The sequence below is a fragment of the Sinomonas sp. P10A9 genome (genome assembly GCF_041022165.1).
Classification (GTDB): domain Bacteria; phylum Actinomycetota; class Actinomycetes; order Actinomycetales; family Micrococcaceae; genus Sinomonas; species Sinomonas puerhi.
In genome coordinates, this window is record NZ_CP163302.1 from 2,479,175 (window position 1) to 2,495,239 (window position 16,065).

Sequence of the window (16,065 nt, forward strand, 5' to 3'; positions counted from 1 at the left end):
TGCCACTGGTCCAATTGTGCAGGGAGACTTCAGTGACCTTCATTTCCACCACCCGATCTGCCGACGTCGTTCTGATCGGCGGGGGCATCATGAGCGCCACCCTCGGCGCCTTCCTCAAGAAGCTAGAGCCCAGCTGGAGCATCGTCCTCTTCGAGCGCCTCGACGATGTGGGGCTCGAGAGCTCGGACCCCTGGAACAACGCGGGCACGGGGCACGCGGCGTACTGCGAGCTGAACTACTCGCCCCAGGCCAAGGACGGCTCGGTGAGCCCCGCGAAGGCGCTGGGGATCAACGAGGGCTTCCAGCTCTCGCGCCAGTTCTGGTCGCACCTCGTCAACGACGGCAGCATCGGCGCGCCGTCGAACTTCATCCACACGGTGCCGCACATGAGCTTCGTGATCGGCGACGCCCACGCGGACTTCCTCAAGGCCCGCTACGAGGCGCTCCACCCGAACGCGCTCTTCTCCTCGATGGAGTACAGCGAGGAGCCTGCGCAGATCGCCGAGTGGGCACCGCTCGTCATGGGCGGCCGCGGCGCCGGCCGCGTCGCCGCAACCCGCGTGGCCGAGGGCACCGACGTCGACTTCGGCCGCCTCTCGAGGGAACTCGTAGGGTTCCTCGCGGGCAACGGAGTCGAGGTCAACTACGGCACCGACGTGACCAACCTCGAGCGCTCCCGCGGGGGCTGGAGCGTCGCGACCAAGCACAAGGCCTCGGGCGAGCGTGGCGGAATCCACGCCAAGTTCGTGTTCGTCGGCGCCGGCGGCGGTGCGCTGCACCTCCTTCAGGCCTCCGGGATCGCGGAGAGCAAGGGCTACGGCGGCTTCCCCGTCTCGGGCCAGTTCCTGCGCAGCACCGATGAGTCGGTTGCCGCCCAGCACAACGCGAAGGTGTACGGCCAGGCGTCCGTCGGGGCCCCGCCCATGTCGGTCCCGCACCTGGACACGCGCTACGTCAACGGCAAGCGCTCGCTCCTGTTCGGCCCGTACGCGGGCTTCTCGACGAACTTCCTCAAGAACGGCTCGCTCTGGGACCTCCCCGGCTCGATACGCCTTGGCAACATCATCCCGATGCTCGCCGTCGGCAAGGACAACATGGACCTCACGGCCTACCTCATCAAGGAAGTCGCCAAGAGCCGCGATGCGAAGGTCCAGGCCCTGCGTGAGTACTTCCCCGAGGCCGCAGGCGACGGCTGGGAACTCATCACCGCGGGCCAGCGCGTGCAGATCATCAAGAAGAGCGCCTCCAAGGGCGGTGAGCTCCAGTTCGGCACCGAGGTCATCACGGCCCGCGACGGGTCGATCGGTGCCCTCCTCGGAGCCTCGCCGGGCGCTTCCACGGCCGTGCCGATCATGCTGGAGCTCATGCAGCGCTGCTTCCCGAAGAACTTCAAGGGATGGGAACCCAAGTTCAGCGAGATGATGCCGGGCTACGGCCTCAAGCTCAACGAGAACGCGGACCTCGCTGCCGAGATCGCCGCCGACACCGCGACGTCCCTCGGCCTCGCGGCCCCGGCCCGCTAAGGCGGTCCCTCCTCGGCCCGTGACCTCTTCAAGGAGGACGCGGGCCGTTCGCTACCCGTCCACCTCTTCCCGGCTCGGCCGGGATCCCTGCGAAAGGGCCACTGATGTTCCGGCTCGCCCGACTGTCCATGGCGAACAGGGCGCTGATCGCGCTCATCATGGTGTTCGCCTCGGTCTTCGGCGTCATCACTGCGGGAAGCCTCAAGCAGGAACTCATCCCGTCCATCGAGTTTCCCCAGCTCACGGTCGTCACGGCGATGGCCGGCGCGTCGCCGGACGTCGTGGACAAGCAGATCGGCCAGCCGCTGGAGAAGTCGCTCCAGGCCGTCGAGGGCCTCGAGAGCAGCGCATCGACGTCCCGCACCGGGGTCTCGACGATCCGCCTCTCGTTCCAGTACGGGACGAACCTCGACCGCGCGCGCAACCAGATCGACCGGGCGATCTCCAACGTGAAGTCCCAGCTGCCCGCCGATGCCTCGCCGAACACCCTCGCGGGCAGCATCAGCGACTTCCCGATCGTCTTCATCGCAGTCTCCTCGGACAAGCGGCTCAGCGAGCTCGACACCCAGCTGATCCAGCAGGCGGTCCCGAAGCTCACGAAGATCGACGGAGTCCGCAGCGTGGACGTGACCGGGGGCGCGACGCAGCACCTCCAGATCCAGCCGGACCAGGCGGCCATGGCGAGCCGCGGCGTCGACATCGGTTCGATCCGCACGGCCCTGCAGAACAGCGGTTCGCTCGTCCCGATCGGCACGGTGTCCGAGCAGGGCAAGACCCTCTCCCTCCAGGCCGGGAGCCCCGTCGACTCGACGGATGCGGTCAAGGGCCTGCCGCTCACCGGCGCGAAGCAGCCGACCACCATCGGCGACGTCTCAGCCGTCACAATCGAGGACGACGCCCCGACGTCGATCACCCGCACCGACGGCAAGCCCACTCTCGCGCTGTCCGTGACGAAGAAGCCGGAGGGCGACACCGTGGCGGTCTCGCACGCCGTGCGCGACGCGCTCCCCCAGCTGGCCTCGGACCTCGGCTCGAACGCGAAGATGACCGCCGTCTTCGATCAGGCGCCGTTCATCGAGAAGTCCATCCGCGACCTCGCGACCGAGGGACTCCTGGGACTCGGATTCGCCGTCCTGACGATCCTCGTCTTCCTCCTCTCCGTCCGCTCGACCCTCGTCACGGCCGTCTCCATCCCCCTCTCGCTCCTCATCACGTTCATCGGGCTGTACGCCTCGAAGTACTCGCTGAACATCCTCACGCTCGGGGCGCTCACGATCGCGATCGGCCGCGTCGTCGACGACTCGATCGTGGTCATCGAGAACATCAAGCGGCACCTGAGCTACGGCGAGGAGAAGACGACGGCGATCCTGGGCGCCGTGCGAGAAGTCGCCGCCGCAGTGACCGCCTCGACGCTCACGACCGTCGCGGTCTTCCTGCCCATCGCGTTCGTCGGCAACCTCGCGGGCGAGCTGTTCCGGCCGTTCGCGCTCACGGTCACGATCGCCCTGCTCGCATCACTCGTCGTCTCTCTCACGATCGTTCCGGTGCTCGCATACTGGTTCCTCGGGCACAAGTCACCCGGCGCCGTGAACCCCGCAGAAGTCGAAGCCCAGGCGCACGAGAAGGAGCGCCGCAGCCTGCTCCAGCGCGGCTATCTTCCGATCCTCCACAGGACCCAGAAGCACCCCGTCATCACGCTCGTGGCGGGCGCGCTCATTCTCGTGGGCACGTTCGCCCTCACGCCGCTCCTTCCGACCAACCTCCTCGGCAACACGGGCCAGAACAACTTCACCGTGACGCAGAAGCTAGACCCGGGCACAAGCCTCGACGCGACGAGCACTGCCGCCGCGAAGGTCGAGGACGCGCTCCGCGGCATCGACGGGATCCAGACGGTCCAGGTCACGATCGGCAACTCCACGACCGGCTTCAGCGCCTTCCTCTCCTCTGGCGCCTCGAACGCGACCTTCACGGTCATCACGGACGAGTCCAAGGACCAGGCTGCGCTCCAGCAGCAGGTGCGCGACGCCGTCGGGCACCTCAGCGGTGCCGGCACCGTCTCGGTGGGGAGCCAGCAGAGCGGTTTCGGCACGGCCTCGACCGTCGACGTGACGGTCAAGGCACCCGACTCCGCCGCGCTTGCGAAGGCCAACGACGCCGTCTCGGCGGCTCTCAAGGATGTCCCCGGCGCGACGGGCGTGACGAGCAACCTCGCCGCCGGCCAGCCTGTGGTCCAGGTGAAGGTGGACCGCGCGAAGGCCGCTGCCGCTGGCCTCAATGAGCAGCAGATCAGCACGGCGCTCGCCGCGACCGTGAGCCCGATTCCCGCGGGAACCGTGCGGATCGACACGACGGACTACCCGGTCCGCATCGGCAAGGGAACACAGTTCCAAAGCATCGATGCCGTCCGAGCCATGCCGATCGCCGGCGCGCCGGGCGGGCTGACGCTTGGGCAGATCGCTTCCGTCACAGCCGTCGACGTCCCGGTGACGGTGACGAGCACGGCCGGACAGCGCACGGCGACGGTATCGGTGACGCCCGGCGACACGAATCTCGGCTCGGTCAGCGCCGAGGTCACCAAGCGTGTGGCGGATCTGACGCTCGACGGCGGCGCGACGGCGTCCGTGGGCGGCGCGGCGAGCCAGCAGACCCAGTCGTTCCAGCAGCTCGGTCTGGCACTCCTCGCGGCCATCGCGATCGTCTACGTCATCATGGTCGCTGCCTTCAAGAGCCTCCTCCAGCCGCTGGTGCTGCTCGTCTCCGTCCCGTTCGCGGCGACAGGCGCGATCGTGCTGCTCCTCGCGACGCGGATTCCGCTGGGGCTGCCATCCCTCATCGGCCTGCTCATGCTCGTTGGCATCGTCGTGACCAACGCGATCGTCCTCATCGACCTCATCAACCAGTACCGGCGGCCGCACCGCGGCAGGCCCGCGCTGCCGCTCGCCGAGGCGATCGAACAGGGCGCGCGCCAACGACTGCGGCCGATCCTCATGACCGCGCTCGCGACGATCTTCGCGCTCACGCCGATGGCCCTCGGGCTCACCGGCGGCGGGGGCTTCATCTCGCAGCCGCTCGCCGTCGTCGTCATCGGCGGTCTGGTGTCCTCGACGACGCTCACACTCGTCCTCGTGCCCGTCCTGTACCGGCTTGTGGAGGGCCGGCTCGAGAAGAGCAGGCTCCTGCGCGGCCTGAAGCGCACCCCAGAACTCCCGGCCGACGACGTCGATGACACAGACGAGGGCGATTGGACGACGGGTGCCGTGCCGAAGGTCACCGGACGGCGGGCCGCCAAGGCATAAGGCATAACGGAACCGGGAATGATCAGGGGACCTCACCCGTTGAGATAGATGCAAATGCATTTATCTCAACGTGCGGCAGCTCAGGGCAACCGCGTGAGGAAAGGTCGTTCCATGCAGTTCGGTATCTTCAGCGTCGGAGATGTCACCCTCGACCCGACGACCGGCCACATGCCGTCCGAGGGCGAGCGGATCCAGGCGATCGTGAAGATCGCCAAGCACGCCGAGGAGGTGGGGCTCGACGTCTTCGCGACGGGCGAGCACCACAATCCCCCGTTCTACCCGAGCTCGCCGACCACCCTCCTGGGGTACATCGGCGCGCAGACCGAGAAGATCATCCTCTCCACGACCACGACCCTCATCACCACCAACGATCCGGTGAAGATCGCCGAGGACTTCGGGATGCTCCAGCATCTCGTGGGCGGCCGCACGGACCTCGTGCTGGGCCGCGGCAATACCGCACCCGTCTACCCCTGGTTCGGCAAGAGCCCGCAGGACTCCCTCGAGCTGACGATCGAGAACTACGCGCTACTGCGCCGCCTGTGGGACGAGGAGACCGTCACGTGGAGCGGCAAGTTCCGCACCCCGCTGCACAACTTCACGGTCACGCCGCGCCCCCTCGACGAGGTGGCCCCGTTCGTGTGGCACGGCTCCATCCGCACCCCGCAGATCGCCGAGCTCGCCGCCTACTACGGCGACGGCTTCTTCGCCAACAACATCTTCTGGCCGAAGGAGCACTACATCCGCCTCATCAACCTCTACCGCGAGCGGTTCGAGCACTACGGGCATGGCAAGGCGAGCCAGGCGATCGTGGGCCTCGGCGGCCAGTTCTTCATGCGCAAGAACTCCCAGGACGCCAAGCGGGATTTCCGCCCCTACTTCGACAACGCACCCGTCTATGGACACGGGCCCTCGATGGAGGAGTTCACCGCGCAGACCCCGCTGACCGTGGGCAGCCCGGCCGAGTTCGTCGAGAAGACCCTCGCGTTCCGCGACTACTTCGGCGACTACCAGCGCCAGCTGTTCCTCGTGGACCACGCGGGCCTTCCGCTCAAGACCGTGCTCGAGCAGCTCGACCTGCTCGGCGAGGTGCTTCCCGAGCTCAAGGCGGGCTTCGCCGAGGGGCGTCCCGCGGACGTCCCCGAGGGGCCGACGCACGCCGCGCGAGTCGCGGCCCGCAGCGCTGCCATGTCCGGGGCAGAGACGGCCGAGTCGGACGCAGGCACCGGGACCGGGTCGGCTGCGGGGGCGTCGGCTGAGGCGACCGCCGGGGCGACGGCGCGGTGAGCACGCAGCCGGTGGCCGGCACCGGTCCCGCGCCCGACACCGCGCCCTCGCTCATGGCAGCTCCGGCGCCTTCCCGCCCGGCGGCTCCCGGGCCCACACCCTCGGTGAAGGACGTCTCGGAGGCCTGGGAGTCGCTCTTCCGCGCCCAGGTGGCGGTAATGCGCCGCCTGCAGCGCGACCCGGCCTTCCGGAAGCTCGGCATGAATGCCTACGACGTGCTCTTCACCCTGAGCACGTGCGAGGGCGCGGGCCTTCGGCTCAACGAGCTCAACGACCACGTGCTGCTGGCCCAATCGAGCCTGTCGAGGCTCGTCGAACGACTCGCGAAGCAGGGCCTCGTGGCGCGCGAGAGCTCGCCCGAGGACGGGCGCGGCGTCGTCGTGCGGCTCACGGACGAGGGCGCACGGCTCCAGCGCGAGGTGGGGCGCGCCCACGTGAGGGAGATCCAGCGCATCATGGGCGACGCCCTCGACACTGGCGGGCTGGCCGCGCTGCGGGACCTCACCGAGCGCGTCCGCGCGCACGTCGTCGCCCACCACCCGCTCTGACCGCACCCCGTGACGTGGGGGTGCGGAGGCACAGCTCGCGAGCCCTCAGGCTAGGCGGACGGAGGCCCGGGGGTCCTCGAACGGGAGCTCGTCGGCCACGGCCGTGACGGTGAGCTTCTTGAGCACGATCCGCCCGCCGACGGTCGAGAGGAACGCCGTGTCCGCGGAATCCCGGCCGGCCGTGATGCGGACCATCGAGGCGCGCGGGGCGAGGCCCGTCGGGTCGATCACGTGCCACGCGCCGTCCACGTAGGCCTCGGCCACCGCATGGAAGTCCATGGGCCTCAGCCCGGGGGCATACACTGCCGCGAGCCGCGCCGGGACGTCCTTGGCCCGCAACAGCGCGATCGCGAGGTGGGCGAAGTCGCGGCACACACCGCGCCGGTGGAGGAGCGTCTCCACCGCACCGTCGGTGCCACGGGACGAGCCGCTCACGTAGGCGAGCTGGCGGTTGACCCAGTCACGGACCGCCTGGACGAGCTCAAGACCCCGGAGAGTCCCGAATTCGGCGTACGACGTGGGCAGGAGCCGGTCGCTCTCGGCGTACCTGCTGGGGCGCACGTAGCGGATCAGCTCGATCTCGTCGACGGGCTCCGGCTCGCTCGTTCCCTCGACGCGGGCCGTGTAGGCGACCTCGACGTGTGCGGGCTCGGGCAGCTCGAGCACGTGGAATCGCCCGCCGTGGCCGTCCAGCAGTTCCCGCGGTTCCACCGCCGCCCCGTCCGCGGTGACAACGAGTTCCTCCTCGAAGGACGTGTAGCCGGGGTGGCGGGCGACGGCAATCGCCATCGCCAGCTTGGTCTGTGCCGCGGTCGTGAACGACAGCTGGGCACCGACGGTGCGCTGCATGGGGCTCCCGTAGGGCTAGTTCTGGGTGAAGGCCAGCGACATGATCATGCGCTGCGCGTCCGCGAAGTCGCCCGAGTCGCGGACGTAGGCCGACGCCTGAGCTAGGGTATCGAAAGATTTGAGGGGCGCAACCTTCGCATCGGTTTGGGGGGGTGTGGCCGCGATGGTGTCGGCGAACGAGTAGCCGCCGATGCCCGCGGGACCGGGCACAACGTTGACGAGCACGCACGCCTTGCCGTCCTGGGCGGAGGTGGCGAGGCCCGTGAGACCGAACGTGCCGAAGAACTTGTAGCCCTGGATCACGCGGAACACGAACCGCGGCGTGATGACGTTCGGGCCATCCGCGAACGGCACCGTCACGGGAAGGCTGTTGAGCACTGAGTAGGCCTTGGCCTGTGCGGGGTCGCATGTGGACGGCGCCGGCACCGGGAGGCCCGTGGCGAGCGCCGCGACAAAGGTCCCGTCCGCCTTCTTGACCTCGAGGCGCAGGGACCCAGCGGCCGCACCGGGAGCCGGATCGGTGGACTGGACGATCCATGCCGCGGGCAGATCGAACTTCACCTTCTTGGCCGGATCCGTATACGTCTTCCACTGGGCGCTCGTGGCGCCCGGCGAGGGCGTTCCCGACGACGCCGCGGGACCACTCGCCGTCGTGCCTCCCGCGCCCGGGCTGCCGGACGTCGGGCCGCCGGGCGCCGCCGACGACGACCCGCTCGGAACGCCAGTCCACACCGGTTCCGTGGAACCCGCGCCGCACCCGGCCAGAGCCACTGTGAGAACCGCGGCGACGGCGATCGCGGCGCCCGCCGCGATGACATGGTTGGCGGCTGCTGCCCGGTGTCCAGTCCGGCGTCCGGTCCAGTGTCCGGTTCGGTGTCCCGTGCGCGGCGCACTGTGGGGTGCACTTCGGGGCGTGACGTCCATGCCCCCACCCTAGCGAAGCGGGGGCCCGAGTAGTCTTGCGCCATGCGCGAGGATCACAAGGACGCAAGGTCGGACGGCCAGGACGGCCAGGGCGAACAGGATGGCCCGGCCAGCCCAGACAGCACGGAATGGTCCGACGCCGAGTGGGAGGATGCCCAGGCGGCCTTGGACCTGCCGGCGCACGAGGTGGTCGACTGGCGCCTGCGCATGTTCTCGGTCTACGAACGGGTCCGGGCCGCGGCCAGCCCACGCGAAGCCCACGCGCTGTGGCGGCGCGAGCGTGACGCACTCATGGGAACGCACCCCGCGTCGCCGCTCCTGTTGCGGGACCGTGCGGCGTTCACCGGCCTCTCGGTGGCCGACTACGATCCCGCGTACCGCTTCGAACTGCCACTCAGCCCCGGGGGCGCGGGGCAGGAGCGCCCCGTGCGGACCGGCACCGATGGCGTGGTGCCGTTCGTGAGGCTCGGAACCTTCGAGGTCCCCGGGATCGGTTCCGTCGCCGCGTGGCGGCATCAGGGCTACGGCGGCGGGATCTTCGTCCCGTTCCGTGATGCCACGGCGGGGAGGACCGGCGGTGGGGCGGGATCGTACGGCGCTGGCCGGTACCTCATCGACACGATCAAGGGCGCGTTCCTCGGAGTCGCCGAGGAGACGGCCGCACGGAACTCCGCTGCCCCGGACCGTGCGCACGACGGCGCGCGGCTGGGTCCGCGCTTCATCCTCGACTTCAACTTCGCGTACAACCCCAGCTGCGCGTACAACGAGGCATGGGCGTGCCCGTTGCCCGGGCCCGAGAACCGCGTCGAGGCTGAGATCCCGGTTGGCGAACTGTACGGGTGACCGGCCGGCGCGTGGCTGTGAATCCATGTGTGCCCTGACCCTACGCAATCCTGCTCCCCGCGCCACTATCGCTTCCGCAACGCCACTCCCCCGCGCCATGCCCCAGGCGGCCCCCGGGACATAGGATGTCCATTGTGACCGCCTCCCCCGCCCCAGCCGCACCCACCTCCGGACCTCCGCTCCGCATCGCCCGTGTGAGGCCGGCAGACGCCCCGAACGCACGGGAGTCCTTCTTCGTGGCCAGCAGCGCGGAGGACTTCGACTCCCCGCACGGGCAGCGCTGGACCGTCGTGGAGACACCATTCCCAGGCTCGCCGGGCAACGCGGCCTCGCCGTCCCGCGCCGGCTGGGAGGCGGGCGCCGAGGTGACGCAAGACGCCTTCACCTTCCTCGCACCCTGCTCGCCGTCCAACGTCCTCGGCATGGCCCACAACACGGGGGCAGCTGGCCGAGCACTTCCCCCGCAGGCGTTCCACAAGGCCGCCACGAGCGTCATCGGACCGGGAGCCGCCATCGAGGCACCGACGGGCGCCCGGGTCGAGCCCGAGTCCGAGCTCACGGTCGTCATCGGGGCCCTCGCTCGGCATCTGACCACCGAGAACGCCATGGAGGCAGTCCTCGGATTCACGATCGGCAACGACGTGACCGACCGGCTGGCACAAGGCCGCGACGAGCTCTGGATCAGCGCCAAGAGTGCTGACACGTTCACCCCGCTCGGCCCCTGGATCGTCACGCAGCGTCCGCGCAATGATGCGGAGGTCGGCGTCGGGATCGACGGCGCTCGGCTCCCGGGCGGAACGGTTGCCGATCTGGGATGGGGCATCGAGGAAATCCTCGTGTACGCGAGCTCGTTCATGACCCTGCATCCCGGGGACGTAATCCTCACCGGATTCCCCGGAACATCGGGCACCATCACCGCCGGGCAGCACGTTGAATGCCGCATCGACGGGATCGGCACGCTGACGAACAGCGTCGTCGCGGCACCCTAGGGGCGAACCCCCCGACGCGCGGCCTGCCACCACCAGACAGGGGCCCTCGCTGCCCGTTTGACAACGCAGTGTGATCGCTGCCATAGTCGTGGCGTGAACCTGTCAGACAGCCGTACACCCAGGCAGTCGGCTGGCCAGACCGCCCAGCGGCCGATTGTCCGTGTAGGCGCCGCCGAGGCCGTGCTCGCCGACCTGCGGGGCGACATCGAAGCGGGGGCGGTCCCCGTCGGCGCAAAGCTCCCCTCCGAGGCTGCGCTAGCTGCGCGGTACGGCGTTAGCCGCTCGGTGGTCCGCGAGGCCCTGCGGTCGTCCGCGGCACTGGGGCTCACCGAGACCCACACCGGCAAGGGCACGTTTGTGGTGTCTAGCCGGATTGCCGGCGACCTGGTCCTGGGACGGTACTCAGCGCGGGACCTCACCGAGGCGCGGCCCCACGTTGAAGTACCGGCCGCGGGGCTCGCCGCCCTCCGACGTACGGAGGAGGACCTGGCGACCCTCAGGGGAATCGTCGCCGAGACCGCCGTCGAAGACGAGCCTGCCAGAAGGGTCACCCTCGAGGCGGCCTTCCACGGCACCATCGCCAAGGCGAGCGGGAACCAGATCTTCGAGGACGTCCTCGCCGACCTCCGCGAAGCCTTGGCCCATCAGTCGGAGACGCTCAACCTGCTCGCCGACCGTCAGGTCGCCTCAGACAACGAGCACCAGGAAATCCTCGACGCCATCGAGGCAGGTTCGGCCGAGCGCGCCAGCGCCGCCATGGCCAAGCATCTTGCGGCCGTGGACGAGGCTCTCGGGCTCCTCGGACCCAATCCCTGACACCCGCTGGCGGCCACACAACCGGCCTATCGCCCCGCACTGCCCGGCGCCGTCGGGCCTCAACCCCGGCCGCACCGGCCGCACGGACTCCTGACCACCGATCCCCTACCGTGAGCGAGCCATGATCCCTCCCGCATCCGCGGCACTCACCCTCCAGGACGCCGCAGCAGCGGCCCGCGCCGTCGCTGACTTCCCCGCCGTCGCTGACTTCCCCGCCCACGTCCCTCTCGCCGCCCAGACCCGCGGCGGCATGATCGAGGGAGTGCACTACGGCAGCGTCGCCGCGACCGACGCCGATGGCGTTCTCCTGTGGGCGGCCGGAGCCGCCACCGCTCCCGTCTTCCCGCGCTCGGCGCTCAAACCCCTCCAGGCGGTTGCGATGGTCCGCGCAGGGCTGGCCCTCCCAGACGAGCTCCTCGCCCTCGCCGCCGCGAGCCATTCTGGCGCGGCCATGCACCGGGACGGCGCGCGCAGGATCCTGTCCCTCCACGGTCTCGACGAGTCGGTCCTCGCGAACACGGAAGACCTTCCGTATGGCATCCGCGAGCGCGAGGAGTGGCTCGCCGGTGGCGGGCACGCGGACCGCGTGTGCCAGAACTGCTCCGGCAAGCACGCTGCCATGGTCTCGGTGTGCGTGCTCAAGGACTGGCCTCTCGAGGGATACCTCGATCCCGGACACCCGCTGCAGCAGCTCATTGCCGCGACCGTCGAGGAGCTCACGGGAGAGGTGCCCTCCCTGTGGACCACCGACGGCTGTGGCACTCCTCTCCCCGCCGTGAGCCTTGAGGGGATGGCCCGTTCCTACGGTCGCCTCGCCCGCGCCGCTGGCGGGACAGCCGAGGCTGCCGTTGCCCGTACCATGACCACGCACCCGGAGATGGTTGCAGGAGCCGACCGTGACGTCACGCTCCTCATGCGTGCCCTTCCGGGAACCGTGGCCAAGGACGGCTTCGAGGGCATCCAGCTCGTGGGGCTGCCGGATGGCCGGGGCCTCGCCATCAAGATCTCGGACGGCGGCGATCGCGCCCGTCTGCCGATCACGGTCCGTGCCCTCGCCGCCCTCGGCGTCCCCGAGGCGGCCCCTGACGGGCCGCTCGCGGCCCTCGCAACCCGCCCGGTGCTCGGTGGTGGCCGTCAGGTCGGCGTGTTCGCAGCGCTCGACGGCGCGTTCCCGGCCCCGGCCGTCTGATCCGTTCGCCTGTACCCCTGGCCGTCTGTACCCCTCGTCTCCTCTCTCCCTCACGCCCCCACCTCCTCCAGAAAGTGACCCCTATGGTCTCCCCCATGACCCCGACGACCGTTGCGAGCAGCACAGCGGCCCTCGCCACGATCGCCGTCGACGAGCCCGCCGGGTTCCGCACCGAGCACGATCTGCTCGGCGACCGCCGCGTCCCCACGGCCGCCTACTGGGGCGTGCATACCCTGCGCGCGATCGAGAACTTCCCGATCACCGGCCAGCCGCTCTCGACCAATCCCCATCTGGTTCGCGGACTCGCGGCCGTCAAGCTCGCCGCGGCCCGGGCGAACCGTGAGCTCGGCCTGCTCGACGCCGAGCGTGCGGACGCGATCGAGGCCGCCTGCCGGGAGATCCTGGACGGGGAACTGCTCCGCGAGTTCGTGGTTGACGTCATCCAGGGCGGCGCGGGGACGTCGTCGAACATGAACGCGAACGAGGTGATCGCGAACCGGGCACTGGAACTGCTCGGCCAGGAGAAGGGCGACTATGCGGCCTTGCACCCCAACGACCACGTCAACCTGAGCCAGTCGACCAATGACGTCTACCCCACTGCCGTCCGCATCGCGACGGTGATGGGCATCGACGATCTGCTGGCCGCGCTGAGTGAGCTCGAGGACGCGTTCGCAGCCAAGGCCACCGAGTTCCGCACCGTGGTGAAGATGGGCCGCACGCAGCTCCAGGACGCCGTGCCGATGACCCTCGGACAGGAGTTCGGCACGTATGCCGTGACGATTGGCGAGGACCGCGAGCGCCTGCGCGAATCCGCCGGGCTCGTCCACGAGATCAACCTCGGGGCGACCGCTATCGGCACAGGCCTGAATGCCCCCGCTGGCTATGCCGAGGCGGCGTGCCGCCATCTCGGCGGGATCACGGGACTGCCGCTCGTGACCGCCTTCGACCTGATCGAGGCGACTCAGGACATGGGCGCGTTCGTCCATCTCTCGGGGGTCCTCAAGCGCGTGGCGGTCAAGCTGTCGAAGATCTGCAACGACCTGCGCCTTCTCTCGTCGGGCCCCCGCGCGGGGCTCGCCGAGATCAACCTCCCGCCGGTGCAGTCGGGTTCCTCGATCATGCCGGGCAAGATCAACCCCGTCATCCCGGAGGTCGTCAACCAGGTGGCATTCGAGGTGATCGGCAACGACGTGACCATCACGCTGGCTGCCGAAGGTGGGCAGCTCCAGCTCAACGCGTTCGAACCAGTGATCGTGCACAGCCTGCACAAGAGCATCACGCATCTCACGGCCGCCTGCCACACGCTTTCCCGGCGCTGCGTCAGCGGGATCACCGCCAACGCCGCACGGCTGCGGGAGAGCGTTGAGCACTCGATCGGACTCGTGACAGCGCTGAACCCCTACCTCGGATACGCCGAATCGACGGCCATCGCACAGGAGGCGCTTGCGAGCGGGCGCGGTGTCGCCGAGCTCGTCCTCGAGCGCGGGCTCCTCACCGCCGAGCGCCTCGAAGAACTGCTCCGGCCCGAGCGCCTGGCCAACCTGAGCGCCTAGAACCCGCCCGAGGCCCGCCCCTGATCAGCACCCCACTGATTCGCGCGGTTCCGTCTTCCTACTTCTGATTCCCGCCCGACCCCCTCGCACTCTGGTAACCCCCAGCCACTTCCATACCGAAAGGGACCCGATGTCCTCCCCCACGCCTGCTGCGCCCCAGAGCCCTCCAGACATCCCTGACCACCTCGAAGACCACGGCCACGCCCACGCGGCCGACCACGTCATCCACGCCGAGGACACCGGCTACCACAAGGGGCTCAAGGCCCGGCAGATCCAGATGATCGCCATCGGCGGCGCCATCGGCACGGGTCTCTTCCTCGGCGCTGGCGGACGGCTCGCGCAGGCTGGGCCGTCGCTCGTGCTCGCCTACGCGATCTGCGGTGCGTTCGTCTTCCTCATCCTGCGCGCCCTCGGGGAGCTCGTGCTGCACCGCCCCTCGTCGGGCTCCTTCGTCTCCTACGCCCGCGAGTTCTTCGGTGAGAAGGCCGCGTACATCTCCGGATGGCTCTACTGGATCAACTGGGCCATGACGACGATCGTCGACACCACCGCGGCGGCGCTCTACATGCACTTCTTCGGGAAGTACGTTCCGTGGATCGCTGCCGTCCCGCAGTGGCTGTGGGCCCTCATCGCGCTCGCACTCGTGCTCTCGCTCAACCTCGTCTCCGTCAAGGTCTTCGGCGAGATGGAGTTCTGGTTCGCGCTCATCAAGGTCGCGGCGCTCGTGGCGTTCCTCGCCGTCGGCGTCTACTTCGTGCTCTTCGGCACCCCGAACGGCGATCCCACCGGACTCTCCCTCATCTCGGACCACGGCGGCATCTTCCCGATGGGCATCGCCCCGATGATCCTGCTCATGCAGGGCGTCGTGTTCGCGTACGCGTCGGTCGAGCTCATCGGAACGGCAGCCGGAGAGACCAAGAACCCCGAGAAGATCATGCCCCGCGCCATCAACGCGGTCGTGTTCCGGATCGCGGTGTTCTACGTCGGCTCGGTGATCCTCCTCTCGCTCCTCCTGCCCTACACCGCGTACCAGAAGGGCGTGAGCCCCTTCGTGACGTTCTTCGGATCGATCGGGATCCAGGGCGTGGACGTCATCATGAACCTCGTCGTCCTCACCGCGGCCCTCTCCTCGCTCAACGCCGGCCTGTACTCGACCGGCCGCATCCTGCGGTCGATGGCGGCCGCGGGCTCGGCACCGAAGTTCGCGCTGCGCATGAACAAGGCCGGCGTTCCCTACGGCGGCATCGCCATCACGGCCGTCGTGTCGCTGCTCGGTGTGCCGCTGAACTACCTTGTGCCCTCCGACGCGTTCGAGATCGTCCTCAATGTCGCGTCTGTCGGGATCATCTCGACCTGGGCGACCATCGTGCTGTGCCAGATGCAGCTGGCGCGGTGGGCGAAGAAGGGCTGGACGGTGCGCCCGTCCTTCCGTATGCCCGGTGCGCCCTACACGGGGTACGTGACGCTCGTCTTCCTCGTTGTGGTACTCGTCATGGTCCTCATCGACTCGCCGTGGACCCTCCTGGCCACGGCGGTGGCGTGCGTCCTCATGGTGGCAGGGTGGTACGCGAGCCGCGAGCGCATCCACGAGATCGCCGAGGCACGCGACGGGTTCACCGGCGCAGCCCCCGTGATCGCGAACCGCCCGCTGCCGGGACGGTCCGAGTAGTCACCGCTGGGCCACAGCGCGTCCACAGCGTCATCGTGAGAGGCTGAAGGCATGGACAACCCGCAGACACGGTCCCAGGACCCTGAGGCAGGCGTGCTCATCGCGCCGGTGCTCGGGGCCCTCGGCCGTCTCCCCGGCCTTGCCGCGGGGGCGCTGGGCCGGGCGTGGCGGACGCCGCTCATGCGGCAGCTCGTGCGGTTCACGGGCGTGGGGCTGGTCTGCACGGTGACGTCCCTCGCGCTGTACGCGCTGTGCCGGCCGACCCTCGGCTCCCAGGCCGCGAACGCCGTCGCCCTCATTCTCACGTCGGTCATGAACACCGCGCTCAACCGGCGCTTCACCTTCAAGCTGCGCGGGTCCTCGAAGCTGGCCCAGGACCACCTCAACGGCCTCGTGGCCATGGCTGTGGCCCTCGTGCTCACGGCCGGAAGCCTTGCCGGCCTCCATTGGGTGGACCCCTCGGCATCCGTCGCGACCGAGCTGTGGACGACGACGATCGCAGGCTGGCTCGCGACCGCCGTGCGCTTCAGCCTCCTGCGGCACTGGATCTTCCGCCGCGCGCGCAACGCCTGATACGGCCGC

At 69.3% G+C, this 16,065-nt stretch carries 13 protein-coding genes; 11 read left to right on the forward strand and 2 right to left on the reverse strand.

Annotated elements, in window-relative coordinates:
- Positions 1–32 precede the first annotated feature (32 nt).
- The 4 genes from AB5L97_RS11340 to AB5L97_RS11355 all read left to right on the forward strand — a co-directional run bounded on the left by AB5L97_RS11340 (position 33) and on the right by AB5L97_RS11355 (position 6,651).
- Positions 33–1,523 carry a malate:quinone oxidoreductase gene (locus tag AB5L97_RS11340; RefSeq protein WP_369044753.1) on the forward strand — a complete coding sequence of 497 codons (1,491 nt, stop codon included), beginning with the start codon at positions 33–35 and terminating at the stop codon, positions 1,521–1,523.
- A 104-nt stretch (positions 1,524–1,627) separates the two neighbouring features.
- Positions 1,628–4,819, forward strand: coding sequence for an efflux RND transporter permease subunit (locus AB5L97_RS11345; RefSeq protein ID WP_369044754.1), 3,192 nt, complete (start codon positions 1,628–1,630; stop codon positions 4,817–4,819).
- Positions 4,820–4,930: 111 nt separating this feature from the next.
- A complete protein-coding gene (locus AB5L97_RS11350) occupies positions 4,931–6,103 on the forward strand; it encodes a CE1758 family FMN-dependent luciferase-like monooxygenase (RefSeq protein ID WP_369044755.1) in 1,173 nt (390 codons plus the stop codon).
- 53 nt (positions 6,104–6,156) lie between these two features.
- Positions 6,157–6,651 (forward strand): MarR family winged helix-turn-helix transcriptional regulator, encoded by a 495-nt coding sequence (locus AB5L97_RS11355; RefSeq protein WP_369047417.1) that lies wholly within the window; start codon positions 6,157–6,159, stop codon positions 6,649–6,651.
- 45 nt (positions 6,652–6,696) lie between these two features.
- Here the strand turns inward: AB5L97_RS11355 and AB5L97_RS11360 are convergent, their stop codons facing one another.
- Entirely contained in the window at positions 6,697–7,500 is an 804-nt protein-coding gene (locus AB5L97_RS11360) for a transglutaminase-like domain-containing protein (RefSeq protein WP_307957500.1), read from the reverse strand.
- A gap of 15 nt (positions 7,501–7,515) precedes the next feature.
- Entirely contained in the window at positions 7,516–8,424 is a 909-nt protein-coding gene (locus tag AB5L97_RS11365) for a hypothetical protein (RefSeq protein ID WP_369044756.1), read from the reverse strand.
- A gap of 207 nt (positions 8,425–8,631) precedes the next feature.
- On the opposite strand from AB5L97_RS11365, the gene AB5L97_RS11370 reads away from it, so the two are divergent.
- The 7 genes from AB5L97_RS11370 (at position 8,632) to AB5L97_RS11400 (ending at position 16,056) form a co-directional block, all read left to right on the forward strand.
- The gene (locus AB5L97_RS11370) at positions 8,632–9,267 is read left to right on the forward strand and encodes a DUF1684 domain-containing protein (RefSeq protein ID WP_307957635.1); all 636 of its coding nucleotides are present in this window, start codon (positions 8,632–8,634) and stop codon (positions 9,265–9,267) included.
- 134 nt (positions 9,268–9,401) lie between these two features.
- Positions 9,402–10,256 carry a fumarylacetoacetate hydrolase family protein gene (locus tag AB5L97_RS11375; protein WP_369044757.1) on the forward strand — a complete coding sequence of 285 codons (855 nt, stop codon included), beginning with the start codon at positions 9,402–9,404 and terminating at the stop codon, positions 10,254–10,256.
- A gap of 93 nt (positions 10,257–10,349) precedes the next feature.
- Positions 10,350–11,072: a FadR/GntR family transcriptional regulator gene (locus AB5L97_RS11380; RefSeq protein WP_369044758.1), complete on the forward strand. Its 723-nt coding sequence runs from the start codon at positions 10,350–10,352 to the stop codon at positions 11,070–11,072.
- A 121-nt stretch (positions 11,073–11,193) separates the two neighbouring features.
- A complete protein-coding gene (locus tag AB5L97_RS11385) occupies positions 11,194–12,261 on the forward strand; it encodes an asparaginase (RefSeq protein ID WP_369044759.1) in 1,068 nt (355 codons plus the stop codon).
- 95 nt (positions 12,262–12,356) lie between these two features.
- Complete coding sequence (locus AB5L97_RS11390) at positions 12,357–13,814, forward strand: aspartate ammonia-lyase (RefSeq protein WP_307957495.1); 1,458 nt, start codon at positions 12,357–12,359, stop codon at positions 13,812–13,814.
- Positions 13,815–13,944: 130 nt separating this feature from the next.
- Positions 13,945–15,483, forward strand: coding sequence for an amino acid permease (locus AB5L97_RS11395; protein ID WP_369044760.1), 1,539 nt, complete (start codon positions 13,945–13,947; stop codon positions 15,481–15,483).
- Positions 15,484–15,534: 51 nt separating this feature from the next.
- Positions 15,535–16,056 (forward strand): GtrA family protein, encoded by a 522-nt coding sequence (locus AB5L97_RS11400; protein ID WP_307957493.1) that lies wholly within the window; start codon positions 15,535–15,537, stop codon positions 16,054–16,056.
- The last annotated feature ends 9 nt before the right edge of the window (positions 16,057–16,065 follow it).